Below are 15,072 nucleotides of genomic sequence, written 5' to 3' on the forward strand. Positions count from 1 at the left end.
TAAGAAAAGCATGAAACAATATTTAAAATTATGTCAGCGTATTGTTGACGAAGGTCAGTGGGTCGAAAACAAACGTACAGGTACACGTTGTTTAACCGTTATTAATGCCGATTTAGAATACGATGTGGCTAATAATAAGTTTCCGATGATCACGACGCGTAAAAGTTACTACAAAGCAGCTATCGCCGAATTGCTAGGTTATTTACGCGGTTACGACAGCGCTGAGCAGTTTCGAGAAATTGGCTGTAAAACATGGGATGCCAACGCGAACGATAACAACGCATGGCTTAATAATCCTAACCGTAAAGGTGAGGATGACATGGGACGTGTTTATGGCGTACAAGGCCGTGGTTGGCAACGACCAGATGGCTCAACGCTTGATCAGCTTTCCAAAGTTATTAATAACTTACAAAATGGCATTGATGACCGTGGTGAAATAATCACGTTTTATAATCCAGGTGAGTTTGAGCTTGGTTGTTTGCGCCCGTGTATGCATACGCACACTTTTTCACTACTTGGCGATACGCTATACTTAACGTCATACCAGCGAAGCTGTGATGTACCGCTTGGCCTTAATTTCAATCAAATTCAGTGTTTTGTGTTGCTTGCGTTAGTGGCTCAAATTACCGGCCACAAAGCGGGTAAGGCGTACCATAAAATTGCTAATGCACATATTTACGAAAACCAACTTGAACTGATGCGAGATGTGCAGTTAACGCGTGAGCCATTTGCGTCACCTCAGTTAAAAATTAATCCAAAAATTAAATCATTAGAAGACATAGAAACGTGGGTAACACGAGACGACTTTGAAGTAACAGGCTATCAATGCCATGAAGCGATTCAATATCCATTTTCAGTATAATAAAAGATTAAGGAAAACATAAAATGAAAGCAGTGATCCCAGTAGCGGGCCTTGGTACTCGTATGTTACCAGCCACTAAAGCAATTCCTAAAGAAATGCTGCCAGTGGTAGACCGTCCTTTAATTCAATATGTAGTAAACGAAGCCGTTGCTGCAGGAATTAAAGAAATAGTGTTAGTAACGCACTCAAGTAAAAATTCAATCGAAAATCACTTCGATACGAGCTTTGAACTAGAGGCTACTTTAGAAAAGCGTGTTAAGCGGCAATTACTTGCCGAAGTGCAAGCAATCTGCCCTAAAGACGTAACCATTATTCACGTACGCCAAGGTGAAGCAAAAGGCTTAGGCCATGCTATTAGTTGTGCAGCGCCTATTATTGGTAACGAACCGTTTGTAGTTATTTTACCAGATGTAATTATCGACGATGTAGAGAGCGATCTTAAAAAAGATAACTTAGCAGAAATGATCGCTAACTTTGAGAAAAATAAGCACAGCCAAATTATGGTAGAACCAGTACCAATGGCACAAGTGAACCAGTTTGGTGTGGTTGATTTAGGTGATGTTGACTTAAAGCAAGGTGAAAGCTCGCCAATTCTTAATATGGTAGAAAAGCCGCCAGTAGATGAAGCTCCATCAAACTTAGCTGTAGTGGGTCGATACGTATTAAGCGAAAATATCTGGCCGTTACTTGCAAAAACTCCGCAAGGTGCAGGCGACGAAATTCAATTAACTGACGCAATTGCGATGTTAATGGAACACGAAAAAGTAGATGCATACGCAATAAAAGGCCGTAGCCACGATTGTGGAAGTAAAATTGGTTATTTAAAAGCGACTATTGAATTTGCACTTCGTCGCGATGAATTTGCTGATGAATTAAAGTCATTTATTAAAAAACTGATTTAACAGTTAATGTAAATCATGAAAGGCGCCTATATCGGCGCCTTTTTTATGAGTTTTATCAGGCCTGTTTATCTTTCGAGGTTAAATTTGCAGCAGGCTGTTTGGTATTTAGGCAAGGCAGAGCCGATGTAGTGTGGTTATTCCCCATAAATAGGCGATAAGGTAGCATAGATGCCAAACATGCGCTGCCCGAAGGGTTCTGCCTCGGGGCAATTTACTCTTTGTTGCCTACATGGATGTAGGTAAGGGGCGTGAGCAGGACGCGGAAGCTTTACTCGGTTTTTACTTATTCTTACAGGGATGTAAGTCAGTAGAATAACGCAGGAGCAGTTATCGAGCCCACTAGATTACAAACCTCGCGCCGCGATTAAATGGCCCCTAGATTGAACAAATTTTAATCCTGAAAGGTCAACAGGCCCTAGAATAAAATAGGAAAGGAGCCTCTCTAAAAATAAAATTTTTAGGTCATTACAGACATATTGTTATTTATGTTGTAAAGTTTGTGTTAACTGGCATTGAATTTGTATTAAATAATGCTCTCAAGGAAGGGTGGGAGTATGCAACGTTGTGTTTTACAAAACACTGACAAGCATGCGAAGAGCTAAGTTTTATAGCTTACAGCTTAAATAAAGTTAAACGCTTTCTTGTGAGAATGTTTAACTGAAATGTAGTGAAAAACACTGCTTTCAGGACAGCAAATACATGTTTATATATAAAAAAAATAACATTGGGCTTTTACTTAGCTTGCTAATGCTTTTATTTGGCACAGCATGCAGCGTTACGCCTGAAATAAAAACCATTGACGAACAACCTCAAAGTAACTCGCCAGACTACGTCTCAATTACAGCCTTGGAGCTTGCTCAGCTAAAAGATGCTGCAATGCAGTGGCAACAAGCACGCGAAGGTATAGAGCGAATTTTAAGATTAGAAAAAGAAATAACTTACCTCGTAAATCATATTGATATTATAAACAGCAAAGCTATTGCGCAGTCTAATCAAGGGTATAGCAGCAAGTCTGTACGCTCACCTCGAAACACACGTAATGTTAAATCACGCCAACAAGTTAAACAAAACTACAGCAATAAAAAACAAGCTGTAAAATTAAATAAACCAAAACATGTATTTGCTTTGCAGGTAGCTTCGGTTGACTCAGAGCAAGGTGTGGCTAAAGCATGGCAAGAGCTAAATACTAAAGCAGCACCGTTGTTTAGAGACAAAATATTGACTAACGTAGAAACCGCCAAGATAAACGAGAAAATGTTTTACAGACTAAAACTAGGCTCTTACCAAAACTTTAAAAATGCAAAAGCAGACTGTGACGTATTCAAGCTGTATAAACTCGATTGCATAGTAAGTAACTACACCGATAAGCCAGTAAGGCTGTAGTTAAGAAACTTGCTTAAAAATTGTTTATCCATAAAATACACCCTTCATAATTAAATACGTTTAGGGGATAAATAACCCCCTAAACAACGTCATTTTAGGGAAGTTAAATGTTATTAAAATGGAGTTTAGAATGCATGATGCTAATGGGTGTACTTGTTTTATCTGCATGTAACTCATCTCAACAAGTTAAAATGACTCAAGCAACCCCGCAACCGATTCTTATTGAAAAGTCTGATTTAGAGCAGCTCAAAATCTCTGCGGCACAATGGGAAAGCTCTCAACCAAAAGTAGAGGAGCTACTCAAGTTAGAAAATAAATTAACGCGGCTTGCTACTAATCTAAAACAACTGAATGATTCTGATTCTCTAAATAGTCTTGTAAATGATGAAGTCAATAACGAAAGTATATTAAAAACCCACTCGGCATTGTTTGCTTTACAAATTGCCGCTTTTAAAAATAAAAATGCATTGCATAAGAAGCTCAGCGAATTCCAAGAAAAAATACCACAAAATATTATCTCACCCACTGAGATAAATGTAGAAACCGTAAGTGTTAATAACACAACTTTTTATCGATTGAAGTTAGGTGCTTATAGTAATTCAGCGGACGCAAAAAGTGATTGTTTAGCCCTTATAAAGCAACAAGTAACATGTTTTGTTAGCTATTATGTTCAACAACCTTACAGAAGTACGATATAGGCATACAAATTGCTTATCTTCAGTATGTTTTGAAGAGGATGGCAATTATGCGCCTTTTACTGCCTTTATTGTTTTTAAATTTAGCTGCTTGTAACTTGGTGCCACCACCAGAACCAAGTGTGCCTACAAATGCACCTAAAGCGGCCATGGCTCCTTTTACGGTTAATGACTATGTAGTTAATTTAACGTCGCAACTTAACCACCTAAACGGAGCCTTAAATGCTAATGCACGTGTTGGCGTTAGTAGCTTCTTTTATGCAGATGCACTAGATACTAAATTAGTGACAGGGCAGGCCTCAGGATTAAGTCAGCAGATCCAAGAAAGTCTGCTTACACAATTTACTCAACTGGGTTATCACACCGTTGAATACAGACTTGGGAATAACCTCTCTTTATCAGAAAACTCAGACAGTATTTTAAGTCGCGATTTAAGTAAATTACGTAATCGCCAAAATATTGACTTAGTTATCACAGGAACAGTGACTCGCCAGCAGCATGCATACATAGTTAATGCACGGCTTGTGAATATAGAAAATAAACAGGTGCTCTCTGCGGGAAGTACCGAGATCCCAATTAATGTAATGTGGGGCAATGAGAAAATTCAGCAGCGTGACGGACTTTTATACCGAAGCGAATACTAATTTGGAGCACAAAATGAAAAACCTATTAATTACATTATGCTTACCACTGGGCTTTGGTTGCTCTCAAATACTAGGCACAATGAATACAGACACCGCAACACCACAAAGTGAGCAAAGCAACCAACTGGTGAGTAACCAACGCGAAGTTGCAGCGCCTGTTTCTGACGATAACTTATTTCAGTCAGGAATGGCTCCACAAGATAACTACACAAAAGCAACACCGCCAATGCGTAAAAATATTAACCATTATGTGCGTGGCATAATGCAAGACATGGTTGAAAACTTACAGTACGTAAGTGAACAAACACCATTAGCTGTTTCGAGTTTTATTTTTTTAGATGAAGACTACAACGATGGTAGCTTACTAGGAAACCAAATTGCAGAAAGCTTCATGCATGAATTACACAGCTTTGGTGTACCCGTTATTGATTTTAAAACAACTGATTATATGCGTGTTACCTCAACAGGCGACTTTGTATTTAGTCGCGACTATTTAGAGCTAAAACAAGATCAAAACTTTAAGTATGTACTAGCCGGTACGCTTGTAAACCATCAAGGTGGTGTACTTGTTAATGCACGTATTGTTGGGCTAGAAAGTAAGGCCGTAGTCGGTTCTGCACAAGGGTTTATTCCACAGTCGGTTGTTGATGCACTTAATAGTAGCTATCGCACTGATGGCATAATGTTAAAACAAGCAAGCAAGTGAGATAATTATGTATAGTAAATTATTAAACCGCTTTATCGTTTTTTTTGCTTTAGCTAATTTAACTGGTTGTGCCTTTACTCAAAATAATGAAAGTGCTGAAATGAATGCATCTTCAACCACACAAGTAAATTATGACTTAGCAAGCATGCTTAAAACAGCCGAGCAAAAATCAACTCAAGACGATGCTAACGGCAATCAATTTACACCACTTCAGCACCATAAAACACTTGCTAACTATGTAGAGCAAATGGCACTTGATTTGGTTGATACGCTTGAATTTGAAAGTGATACCGACACCAATATTAATATTGCCGTTACTACTTTGGTCGATCTTGATTCATCGCTTACTAAAAGTAATCAATTGGGTAATCAAATTTCTGAAACATTAATTCATCAGTTACAAAAGTTTGGTTATGGCGTGGTTGATTTTAAAACAACCCAAACAATAGATGTAAATAGCCGTGGTGATTTTGCTTTCTCGCGTGATATTGAAAAGCTTAGCGAAGAGCAAATGGCGAGCCATGTATTAGCGGGTACATTAATTTATCGCAGTGATGCTGTTGTTGTAAATACACGTGTAATTAACGCGCATACAAAAAAAATCGTCGCGAGTAGTCGAAAACTAATCCCAATTTATGTACTAAATAAAGAAGATATATACTTATCAAGTAATTAAGTTCAGTTGTCGCTTGATATAAAAAACCAGATGCCGTTATAATTCACACCTCTAAGCACACAGCTTGTTTGTGGCCTCTTAGTTAAATGGATATAACGGCCCCCTCCTAAGGGGCAGTTGCAGGTTCGATTCCTGCAGGGGCTACCAATTAAATTTAATGAGTTATGCTTGAGTAGCACATATGTAGCGTGATGAGTTTATTAAATAGTGGATTACACTCAACTTTTATAATTGTACCTAGCCATTGTTTCACTGATATCAACTAGCATAGATTTATTACGAATAGCCCAGTTAAGAATAAAGTGTAAAAAAAGCCGAAAGGTTTTTTAAAGTTAGCCAATAAAGTTAAGTAGAAAGTAGAAACCTCATCAAATTTGAAATTAATTGACCGCTACATCACTCCTGATTTTTTATAAATGATAAAGATTTCTAAAAATCAGCTTAACTAATGATGCATTAATTTCTCAGGCTTAATATTATATAGTTTAATTGATTTCTTAACTATTTTTAGGCGTTTCGTAGTTAGCTTGAACGTTCTTCAAAGTGATGTAGTTCAAGGCGTTCACATTCAATACCCGTGGTGTTTTACCTCTAAATGAGCCGTAAGCGTGCTGCTGATTGTAGTGTAGTAATGCCGTCATTCAGGTAAAGTTTAACTTTTGAGATCTCCAAAATCCAAATTAACGGTCGAATAAAACTCTTCTTTGTCGATTCTTTGTGGCCTCTTAACTTTACCATTTAAGTGAGGAGAGCCTGATTTGTTGGGACGAAATTTAATGTTATGCTCCATCAATTTGAGCAGTACCTTCTCAGCAAAAAACTCCATTGCGCGATCAGTTTGTACCGTCGTGTTGGAAATGGCATTTCTTCTATCACTTTATCGACAAAGGTAAGTGTATTGTTTGCCGTTCTACGTTTAAAGGCGTCTAACACGCGATATCTAGAGCAATCATCAATGGTAGTGTACTGATAAATTCAGGCGCGACTTTACATGTATCCATCTGAATTTAGTCACTAGGAATAGGCCTTTATTATCGAATGAAGTATTTTTCTTTTGCTGAAAAACTATTGGCTTTACTTCGTATTTGGTCAGGACTTTATGAATTGAGTCAAGTGATGGATGGAAGTTATGCTCGTGTAGAAGCTGATTTTGGAGCTTCTAGCACCCATTTTCTATTTGATAATAAATATTAGTGCTTGGGGGTCTGTGAGTACGTCTATGCTGTTTTCTATGTATCGCTGGTAGCAATTTGAAGAGTAGGTCTAGATATACCAACGACGTCAAACTAGACCCACAACATTGTTTTTTCTTAAAGCTCAATCCACTTTAATAGCTGTTGAGTTTCTTTGTTCATAGAGAGATAGTATATTGAAACGATACCTATGAATCACACAATAACCAGCAACATCTTAAAATACAATCTAGGCTAAATTTCACGGAGTAGGGCCCAAGCCCGCATTACCTTTACTGCGAGTGACCGGGGCAACCTTGAGAGGGGTTAGCTCAAATAAACTCAGTTCCGTATTTCCTCCAATTGACTCGACCGATAGGTCATTTGCACCGGGAGCGCCGAATACAAGGTTTGAAAGTACAACTTCGCCGTTATTTACAAAGACCTCAATGGATGTTGTATCTACAATGATATCCAGCATGACAAAGCCATCGCGCGCTTGTACGGGGGACTTTCGAACCTCGCGGTAAACTTTGGGCATCGCATTGGCTATAGCATCCTTATCGCGTTTGACAAAAACAGTGTCATTCGCAAAGTTGTATCCAACGACAGAAAAGTGCCCATTGCCTTCCTTAAGACGGAAGTGGATCTCTTTAGCATCTGAGTCAGCGTCAATCTTAACCCGGAGTCGGTAGGCATCGGATTGAGGCTGAGGAAGTGCCATCTTCGACGCTTCCATCACCCGAATATTGGATCGAGCTACTGTATTACCCTCAAGTTTGTCGATCGCATTGATGGGCTGCGAGACAAGCTGCGGCTTACCGTCTACAGACCGTAGCATGATGCGCCGTACGATCGAGTTGGCCCCCCCGTGCCAATCATCGGTTGGGAGTTTGGTGGCGTAGGCCCAGTTATTGAGCCAACCAATGGCATAGCGAGAAGCAAGGCGTTCGGCGTCATTGTGGCGTGGGTCTTCCCATGTCACTGCGGCATAAAAGTCGGCGCCAAAGTCTAGCCATTGAGGTTCATCGCTATCCACGGTGAAATTTTTTCCGTCCCATACTCCGGTCCAGTACAGGGTTCCCGTGGTCATTCCTTTTTTAAAGCCGTTCGCGCCAGTTGCCAGCACCCATCGTGTAGTTGCACTGTCACCGTTGACCGACATTTGGAATAGGTCGGGACATTCCAGAATCCCAAGGTCGTCGCGCTCGAACCCAGACTGATACTTCCAATGCTTCAAATCGGGCGACGTGTAAAAGCCGATCTTATGACCCTCAGCCAGCACCATCAGCCATTCATTGCGCGTGTCGTCCCAGATGATCTTAGGATCACGCCAATGCTCGGATCCAGGGTTGTCCATGACAGGATTGTCGTGGTACGCCTTAAATCGATAGCCGCCGTCAGTCGAGACAAAGAGCGACTGGCGCTGTACACCCTCGTGTTGTTGAGTCATGATGGCGATTACAGCGCCAGGGCCGAAGCCTGCAGTGTTATCGATGTCAATTACTGCGCTACCGGTTTCAATGTCGCCGAGGCCGTTCTTGTATTTGTCGATTGCCACACCGTGATCTTGCCAGTGCACAAGATCAACCGAGGTCGCGTGGTACCACTCAGTACCGTTTCCTATGGGATAATCGGCATTGTAGAGGTAATAGTAGTGCCAGATACCGTCAATCAGAATTGGACGCTGGGGATCGTTCATCCAGTGTTTGGCGGGGGTTAGGTGCACCGCGGGCCGATATCTCGCCCAATTAGCTGGGCGCTTGTATTTAGATGATTCTTCTGTCAACAGAGGCAACGGTGAAGAGCTAAACGCTGCTTCAGAACCTAATTCGACGGCCAGCGACATTCCTGAGCAGAACAACACGACCAACACGCAAATTGTCATATACCAGCGACTTGCAAATATTAAAATAAGATTGTGGTTCATAATTCCCCTTATTGGAGCACCGATTACAAAGCAATGTAATTGCGCAAAGGTACTCATTGAGCATGATAGATGATATTGGGCAGTACGAAAAACTTGTAAAATAAGGAAATGCAGTGCTTCAGAAATCACTGCTGTAAAACAAAAAAACAGAGCGACAGTTCGAGAGACTGTCGAATAAGTCGAGCATACCTTTATTTGCCATTTACAAACAAGGGAGAAGAGGATACGCCGGTACATCGCCATCTCCTCTTCCCACTGATAAGGGCTGTATAGATTAATTTACTAAAGCTATTTCTTTAGAGGCTTGATCTGTCCACCCGAATTCACATTAAGGTTTGCAGGGATATCGGCCCAACCACCTAGCCCATAACCATTTACGCTATAGGAATAATCAACCTCTGACGAGTCGCCGTTGATTTCTATCCTGACTGTAGGTGCAAGCGTCCCACCGCGACGAAAATTTTCTTGAGTGCCGATCGTGTCGATGAACGATTGGATCAAGCCCCCAGGCATCACGTAGTGCGAGTACGACTGGAATTGACCTGGATGCTGATTATAGTCTGGCGCAAACGGACTACCCGGCCAGTAGTTGAGGTTCGTTGGGTTACCCAGCACCAGTCCGGATCCCTGGTTCATCGGCTGGTAATCGCTGCGAATACCGTTGCCTACGAAACCATATACGCCCTCGGGGCCAGTAATACCTGTTGCGTATGTGGTGCTGTGGCTAATAGTGAAAAGGTAGTACTTGCCATCTTGTTGGTAGATCTGCGGTCGTTCAGTCTGATCGGTGACACAGTTTGCAGATAGAATAGGCGGCAGAAACTCCCACTCGGTTAGGTCGTCGTTCGTAGCCCTTGCCAGACCGACGTTACCGATCTGAAAGGGCGCACCCGATGCATTCACTTGGGTTACGGTTTCTGCATAAGGGTCGCCGTCCCGGTAGCCAAGGTCGTCCGCATCACACTGTGCAGTTGTCCGGTCCATGGCCGAGTTGCCCTCAAATACCATATAGGTCTCACCTGGATGAGTCGGATCTTCGAAAGTAAACGGGTCGCGGAAGTTATAGTAAGGGTTTTGCTCAGCATTTTGGTAGTAAGTGCCGTCAGCCTCGAGTAGCGACGTAACCTTGTTGAAACCGGTGAATCTCACGCCGTGTTTATTAGCATGCACATGGCCTACGCTTAGCGCGAGCCGAGAGTCGTAAGGCTTGATGTCCGGTCCACCGTCTTGATCACGGTAGAAGGCAACATCTGTGAAAAATAACTTTATTTCGCCACCCGGAAAAATACGCGCCGAGCCTGACCACTGGGTCTGGTGGCTGTAAGACTGGTCTTCGAAAATTTCACCGGTGACACCTTCATCGAACACGAGACCACCATAGGTCCAACCACCATTTTCGGGGCGTTGGTCAGCGGAAATCCCAGCCGGCCGATAGAAGTAGCCGATCTTTGCGTAAACGTGGCGGTCATCAAAGCCAAGGCTACGGTCGGCTACTAAAGAAAAAATGATTTCCTGTCCATTGACACTGTACTGATTAGCATCCTCGTCAGTCAGAGGCCAAGAGTCCCATACCCAGACCTGTTCGTTCGACATGTCAGGGAAGTTCTGCGGGATGTCAGGCATAGTGTATTCTTCAGGCATCGAATTCTGACGTGAACCAGCCGTCGGATCAGACATTCGCTTGATTTGGCGTGCATCAGCCCGCGTCCACTTCGCAGTGAAATTACTCTCAGGTGCAAATGCCTCTTGGGTGTGAAATGTCGGCTCGGGACCCGGCTGTAGATAAGGTTCTGCAACAGCTGCCGTTGTTAAGCCCAGAAATGAACACAGAATTGGGATTGTCGATTTACCTATTTTACTATTCATCAATATCTTCTCACTAAATTAAAAATTGTTTCCCGTAAAAGGATGGCCTCAGCCTAATAAGACCCCTGTTATCCTAGTCTAAATCAATTATTTTGAGTGAAAACCAGTTGTATTCACTTGAATATATGTGACTTTTATAGCGAAATCGATTCGGACAAAGGTTGTCTTCTGGAATTAGCCAGGAAATTCGGGCGTAATAATGCCCGCGCTACATGATGTTAGCTTTTTTACTATATACCACTCTTTTAAAAACTTAAACGATTAAGTTTGTTTTTTGTAATGGTTCACCGATTTAACAATCAAAAACAATCGAAAATATAAATATAAAATACTATTGCATATATGAACTTTCAAATGACCTCGTTAATTCATCTTGAATTAAGGTTCTCTAGTATATGCGGGCTCTATAGTGTTAGTGTTTACTGGCTTTTTTGTAAGTAACTTAGAGGTAGTAATTTAAAAGTGAATATTAATATTAAAAAAATAAGTTTTTATGCTTGAAAGTTATCATCATTCATTTAAATCTTAACGAAAAAATAATGTATTAATTCTCACGCGGCACCTGTTGAATGAAGGCTTAACTTAATCGATTAAGTCGTTAAGAAGGAAGTTATAATACTTTTTATGCTAACGCTTATGCATTAGAAGAATGAATACCGATTAAAGGATCCCGTGTTGTTATTTTTCGATGAGTCAAAAAGCGATGCCTACCCATAAAATACTGTTGCTTCGAGGCTTGAGGAGCTTTCCTGCTAAGGTTTTAATCTGCAGCATGACGCCAATTAACTCGAAGTGCCCCACTTAGTAAATTAAGTCGCACTAGGTAATTTATCGAACACCACTGCTGAGTTTTTATATCCCAAACATTTTCTTGGCCGAAAGTTAAGGTCTCGTTGAGCGCCAGCAATTTGCTTTGCTGCGATAGGGATCCGTTAAAGTTTTTACTTACCTTAAGTTTTTAATATGGGTTTTATTTGGCGAGGGGGGGGGCAGTTTTTTAGTTTGTTTGCTACCAGCCATGGTCACAGAATTTACTGGTATTACCTACTGTGATCGTGAGGAAATGATGACGGTAGTATCTTAAGATGCAATCATCGCCCGAACTATCCCAGCAGAGCTTTTAGCAGTCACTTTGCGTATCGGATACATTTTTCTTCGACGTTAAATCATACTAACTATGCCCTTCTACCTTGCTCGCCAAACACTAGGTACACATACTAGCCACTGTTAAAAAATTATTTTTAACAGTGGCTAGTCGGCACTCAATACTAACACTATTGGTGATAATAACGTGCTTTGCTAGGCTACTTTTCGCCACGTAATCTATCGCGCTGCATGAAAACATAAATCAACTTATGGTTGAAAGTATGATCAATAATTTTACCCACACCCGGAATGAATTCAGGATCCTAACTTTGGTTCAACCCAAACTCAACTGAGGCTATAGTCAATACTAATACACTATATTTCGCTGCTAGGTAGATAACAGCTTACAACTAACCATCACTTGTAATTTTATCAATCAATTCGCTAAGTACAGCTTCAGCTTTACTTGTTTCTACTTGGCAAGTACCTGCATTTAAATGGCCGCCGCCGCCGTATTTAAGGCACAGTTCGCCAACATTGGTGTTTGAACTGCGGTTAGTTATTGATTTACCTATGGCATACACTACATTTTGCTTTTTAAGGCCCCACATTTTATGAATCGAGATATTGCAGTCGGGGTACATGGCATAAATAACAAATCGGTTTGTGGCGTAAATTGTTTCTTCCTGAGTTAAATCAAGGACTACTAAGTTTTTATGAACGGTAGCGCATTGAGAAATTTGCTCTTTGGCTTTTTCGTTATGCTCGTTATATAAAGCAACACGTTCGGCTACGTCTTCCATTTGTAGGATTTCTTCGATGCTCTGATCTTTACACGCATCAATCAGTTTCATCATTAATTGGTAATTTGAAATTTTAAACTCGCGAAAACGGCCAAGTCCAGTTCGCGCATCCATAATAAAGTTCATTAATACCCAATCGGTTGGGTTTAATATTTCGTCTTTTGAAAACTGAGCAGCATCGCCTTTGTCTACCGCGTCCATCATTTCAACAGAAATATTTGGAAGTTTTTCAGCGCCGCCATAATAGTCATAAACTACGCGAGCTGCTGATGGGGCTTTTGGGTCAATAATATGGTTTTTTATGTCGCTTGAGTTGCGAACGGTTTCGCTAAGGTGATGATCGAATGCTATATGACAGCCTGCAACGTAGGGGAGGTTGGTCGTAATGTCGTTTTCGGTAATGTCTATTTTGCCATCTTGCATGTCTTTTGGATGAACAAATAAAATATCGTCAATTAGGTCTAAGTCTTTGAGCAATACGGCACAAACTAAGCCATCAAAATCGCTGCGAGTGACTAGTCTAAATTTATTATTGGGCATAGCTATTCCATCTTTTTAATTGAATTATCAATTAAGTGTAACAGCTAAAATTTTTTTTGAGAGGTCAGCTTAAAAAAATTATAAAAAAAAGCCAAAACGTTAGTTTTGGCTTTTGCTTAGCAAGTTTGTATGTGTGGTAAATAGGCTATGCGCCTGGGCCACATTCCATACATGAATTTACAATGTCTGGGCCAAATTTAAGTTTGGCGTTTAAGTCGCGAAGAGCGGTGCGTAACCCTTCTTCAATTACTGGGTGGTAAAATGGCATATCAAGCATTTCTGGTACGGTCATTTTGTTGCTACCGAGCTTATAACCAAGATGACGCATATAACAACTTTACACCGATAATAAGTTTTTAGTGGACTGTTGAACAATGTCCATTTGTTTGTGCATTAAATCTCGAACAGCCCTGAGTTCTCGGGGATAAATATAGCCTCCAGAGAGTATATCTAGACTTAGCATTTCAGCTAACCGGCGTGCATCACTATGCTCGTTGGTATATTTTTAACCAGAGTATTGCTGGGTTGCAGCTGGATTCGCTAAGTGAAGTTTAAACTTTGCAGCTATTAATGCATCAACTAACCAATACAAATTAAATGTTGATTCAACAACAAGTCCTGCTAGCTTGTATTTATAAGGGGCTAAAAAGATAAAATGACAGAGATGTCATTATTTAAACGATTGCAGTTAAGCGTTTCACCCTGTTCATTAATGATAGGAATTACACTATTATTTGAATGCAAGTCAACTCCACCCCACCATATAGTTTTATACTAAGCTCCTCTGATAACGTTTATGTCTTGGTCAACACAACTATATCGAAAAACTCTAGGAGCTTTGTATATGATCATCAAATTTTGACTTTATACATCACAATTTTGCCTTGTCATTGTGCTATTTTCTTAGCGCTATAATAGATCACTTATTTAATGCAATTGCTATTAGTTGATTGAGCGTAGCCCATTTTTGTTTGTTCCTTTTTTAGTCTCTTTCATCAGTTTTTGTTCAGTTTGCTTATTATAGTGTGTCCCTAGAGTAGATTATTAATTGCTCGAGCTTGGGTTAGTATATGCTTTCACCTTGCTTTTGCTCACTCAAAAGAAAGGGAAATACGATAATGAAACAAATGGCTTCTTTTTTTCATTTATTAATGCGCGCTTTTTTACCGATCAGTGCATTGATTGTGTTAGTGCTAGTTCTGTTTTTAAATCCTTATAATTACCTCTCAATATTCGTCATCATTATTGCTGGTTTTTTTGTGGCACTAGGCATTAAAGACAGGTTGCAAACTAGTAGCACGTTGCTTAGAAATTATCCGGTAATAGCATGGATAAGGCACATATTTTACGACTTACGACCATTTTTACGCCAATACATTGTGGAGGATGATTTAGAAGGTACACCTTACAGTTTTGAAGCGCGTAATCTTATTTATGCTCGCTCGCAAGGTAAAAGTGATACGCGGCCTTTAGGTACAGAACGCAACGTAAAAGAAGATGGTTATACGTGGGTTTGCCACTCTATGGCACCTAAATCTCAGCCAGATACTAAGCCAAGGGTAACTATTGGTAATGAGCAATCTAGCCAACCTTATGAAGCATCCTTATTAAATATATCGGCAATGAGCTTCGGCGCATTATCGGGTAGAGCAGTTGAGGCATTAAATAAAGGCGCTAAAATAGGCTGTCTCTTGATCACAAGTCTGACTCAAGAGATTTTGCTAAATCGTAGCCTTCCAGGATGGCTTGTAACTTAAGCCATCCTTGCCATAACACTTTCACAGATGCACGCCCTGTGCGCTTGGTA

The 15,072-nt window shown here is 40.6% G+C and carries 11 protein-coding genes, 1 tRNA gene and 2 pseudogenes; 9 read left to right on the forward strand and 5 right to left on the reverse strand.

All coding sequences use genetic code 11. The features are described from left to right. Positions 1-10: 10 nt before the first annotated feature. The 8 genes from H5088_RS17835 to H5088_RS17870 all read left to right on the forward strand — a co-directional run bounded on the left by H5088_RS17835 (position 11) and on the right by H5088_RS17870 (position 6,015). Entirely contained in the window at positions 11-862 is an 852-nt protein-coding gene (locus H5088_RS17835) for a thymidylate synthase (RefSeq protein WP_170071814.1), read from the forward strand. 23 nt (positions 863-885) lie between these two features. Beyond that, entirely contained in the window at positions 886-1,764 is an 879-nt protein-coding gene (galU, locus tag H5088_RS17840) for a UTP--glucose-1-phosphate uridylyltransferase GalU (RefSeq protein WP_076923554.1), read from the forward strand. A 699-nt stretch (positions 1,765-2,463) separates the two neighbouring features. After that, positions 2,464-3,147, forward strand: a complete 684-nt coding sequence (locus H5088_RS17845; protein ID WP_182754018.1) for an SPOR domain-containing protein — start codon at positions 2,464-2,466, stop codon at positions 3,145-3,147. Between the two features lie 107 nt (positions 3,148-3,254). Further along, positions 3,255-3,845: an SPOR domain-containing protein gene (locus H5088_RS17850; RefSeq protein WP_182754020.1), complete on the forward strand. Its 591-nt coding sequence runs from the start codon at positions 3,255-3,257 to the stop codon at positions 3,843-3,845. Positions 3,846-3,892: 47 nt separating this feature from the next. After that, the gene (locus H5088_RS17855) at positions 3,893-4,486 is read left to right on the forward strand and encodes a FlgO family outer membrane protein (RefSeq protein WP_149602251.1); all 594 of its coding nucleotides are present in this window, start codon (positions 3,893-3,895) and stop codon (positions 4,484-4,486) included. A gap of 13 nt (positions 4,487-4,499) precedes the next feature. Then, positions 4,500-5,192: a FlgO family outer membrane protein gene (locus H5088_RS17860; protein WP_182754021.1), complete on the forward strand. Its 693-nt coding sequence runs from the start codon at positions 4,500-4,502 to the stop codon at positions 5,190-5,192. Between the two features lie 7 nt (positions 5,193-5,199). Next, the gene (locus tag H5088_RS17865) at positions 5,200-5,868 is read left to right on the forward strand and encodes a FlgO family outer membrane protein (protein ID WP_182754023.1); all 669 of its coding nucleotides are present in this window, start codon (positions 5,200-5,202) and stop codon (positions 5,866-5,868) included. A gap of 72 nt (positions 5,869-5,940) precedes the next feature. After that, positions 5,941-6,015: transfer RNA gene (locus H5088_RS17870), tRNA-Arg, on the forward strand. Positions 6,016-6,535: 520 nt separating this feature from the next. On the opposite strand, the pseudogene H5088_RS20415 reads toward H5088_RS17870, so the two are convergent. From H5088_RS20415 to H5088_RS17895, 5 genes and pseudogenes are all read right to left on the reverse strand, one after another. Then, a pseudogene (locus H5088_RS20415) lies at positions 6,536-7,027 on the reverse strand (DDE-type integrase/transposase/recombinase); the annotation flags it as partial. A gap of 275 nt (positions 7,028-7,302) precedes the next feature. Then, on the reverse strand, positions 7,303-8,970 hold the full coding sequence (locus tag H5088_RS17880) for a glycoside hydrolase family 32 protein (RefSeq protein ID WP_259398141.1): 1,668 nt from the start codon (positions 8,968-8,970) through the stop codon (positions 7,303-7,305). A gap of 288 nt (positions 8,971-9,258) precedes the next feature. Beyond that, positions 9,259-10,836: a glycoside hydrolase family 68 protein gene (locus tag H5088_RS17885; protein WP_182754025.1), complete on the reverse strand. Its 1,578-nt coding sequence runs from the start codon at positions 10,834-10,836 to the stop codon at positions 9,259-9,261. Positions 10,837-12,332: 1,496 nt separating this feature from the next. Further along, positions 12,333-13,265 carry a hypothetical protein gene (locus H5088_RS17890; protein WP_002961341.1) on the reverse strand — a complete coding sequence of 311 codons (933 nt, stop codon included), beginning with the start codon at positions 13,263-13,265 and terminating at the stop codon, positions 12,333-12,335. A 145-nt stretch (positions 13,266-13,410) separates the two neighbouring features. Beyond that, positions 13,411-13,566 (reverse strand): annotated as a pseudogene (locus H5088_RS17895) (dihydrolipoyl dehydrogenase); the annotation flags it as partial. An 817-nt stretch (positions 13,567-14,383) separates the two neighbouring features. On the opposite strand from H5088_RS17895, the gene H5088_RS17900 reads away from it, so the two are divergent. Next, a complete protein-coding gene (locus H5088_RS17900) occupies positions 14,384-15,022 on the forward strand; it encodes a hypothetical protein (protein WP_182754027.1) in 639 nt (212 codons plus the stop codon). Positions 15,023-15,072 lie beyond the last annotated feature (50 nt).

The sequence above is a fragment of the Pseudoalteromonas sp. SR43-3 genome (genome assembly GCF_014163875.1).
In the GTDB taxonomy this organism is placed as follows: Bacteria; Pseudomonadota; Gammaproteobacteria; order Enterobacterales; family Alteromonadaceae; genus Pseudoalteromonas; species Pseudoalteromonas distincta.

What these genes read in the sequence shown, in the direction of transcription:
- H5088_RS17850 (WP_182754020.1), top strand. Translation starts at nt 3,255, where the DNA reads ATGTTATTAAAATGGAGTTTAGAATGCATGATGCTAATGGGTGTACTT.
- H5088_RS17890 (WP_002961341.1), bottom strand. Translation starts at nt 13,265, where the DNA reads ATGCCCAATAATAAATTTAGACTAGTCACTCGCAGCGATTTTGATGGC.
- H5088_RS17855 (WP_149602251.1), top strand. Translation starts at nt 3,893, where the DNA reads ATGCGCCTTTTACTGCCTTTATTGTTTTTAAATTTAGCTGCTTGTAAC.
- H5088_RS17845 (WP_182754018.1), top strand. Translation starts at nt 2,464, where the DNA reads ATGTTTATATATAAAAAAAATAACATTGGGCTTTTACTTAGCTTGCTA.
- H5088_RS17860 (WP_182754021.1), top strand. Translation starts at nt 4,500, where the DNA reads ATGAAAAACCTATTAATTACATTATGCTTACCACTGGGCTTTGGTTGC.
- H5088_RS17865 (WP_182754023.1), top strand. Translation starts at nt 5,200, where the DNA reads ATGTATAGTAAATTATTAAACCGCTTTATCGTTTTTTTTGCTTTAGCT.
- H5088_RS17835 (WP_170071814.1), top strand. Translation starts at nt 11, where the DNA reads ATGAAACAATATTTAAAATTATGTCAGCGTATTGTTGACGAAGGTCAG.
- galU (WP_076923554.1), top strand. Translation starts at nt 886, where the DNA reads ATGAAAGCAGTGATCCCAGTAGCGGGCCTTGGTACTCGTATGTTACCA.
- H5088_RS17900 (WP_182754027.1), top strand. Translation starts at nt 14,384, where the DNA reads ATGAAACAAATGGCTTCTTTTTTTCATTTATTAATGCGCGCTTTTTTA.
- H5088_RS17885 (WP_182754025.1), bottom strand. Translation starts at nt 10,836, where the DNA reads ATGAATAGTAAAATAGGTAAATCGACAATCCCAATTCTGTGTTCATTT.
- H5088_RS17880 (WP_259398141.1), bottom strand. Translation starts at nt 8,970, where the DNA reads ATGAACCACAATCTTATTTTAATATTTGCAAGTCGCTGGTATATGACA.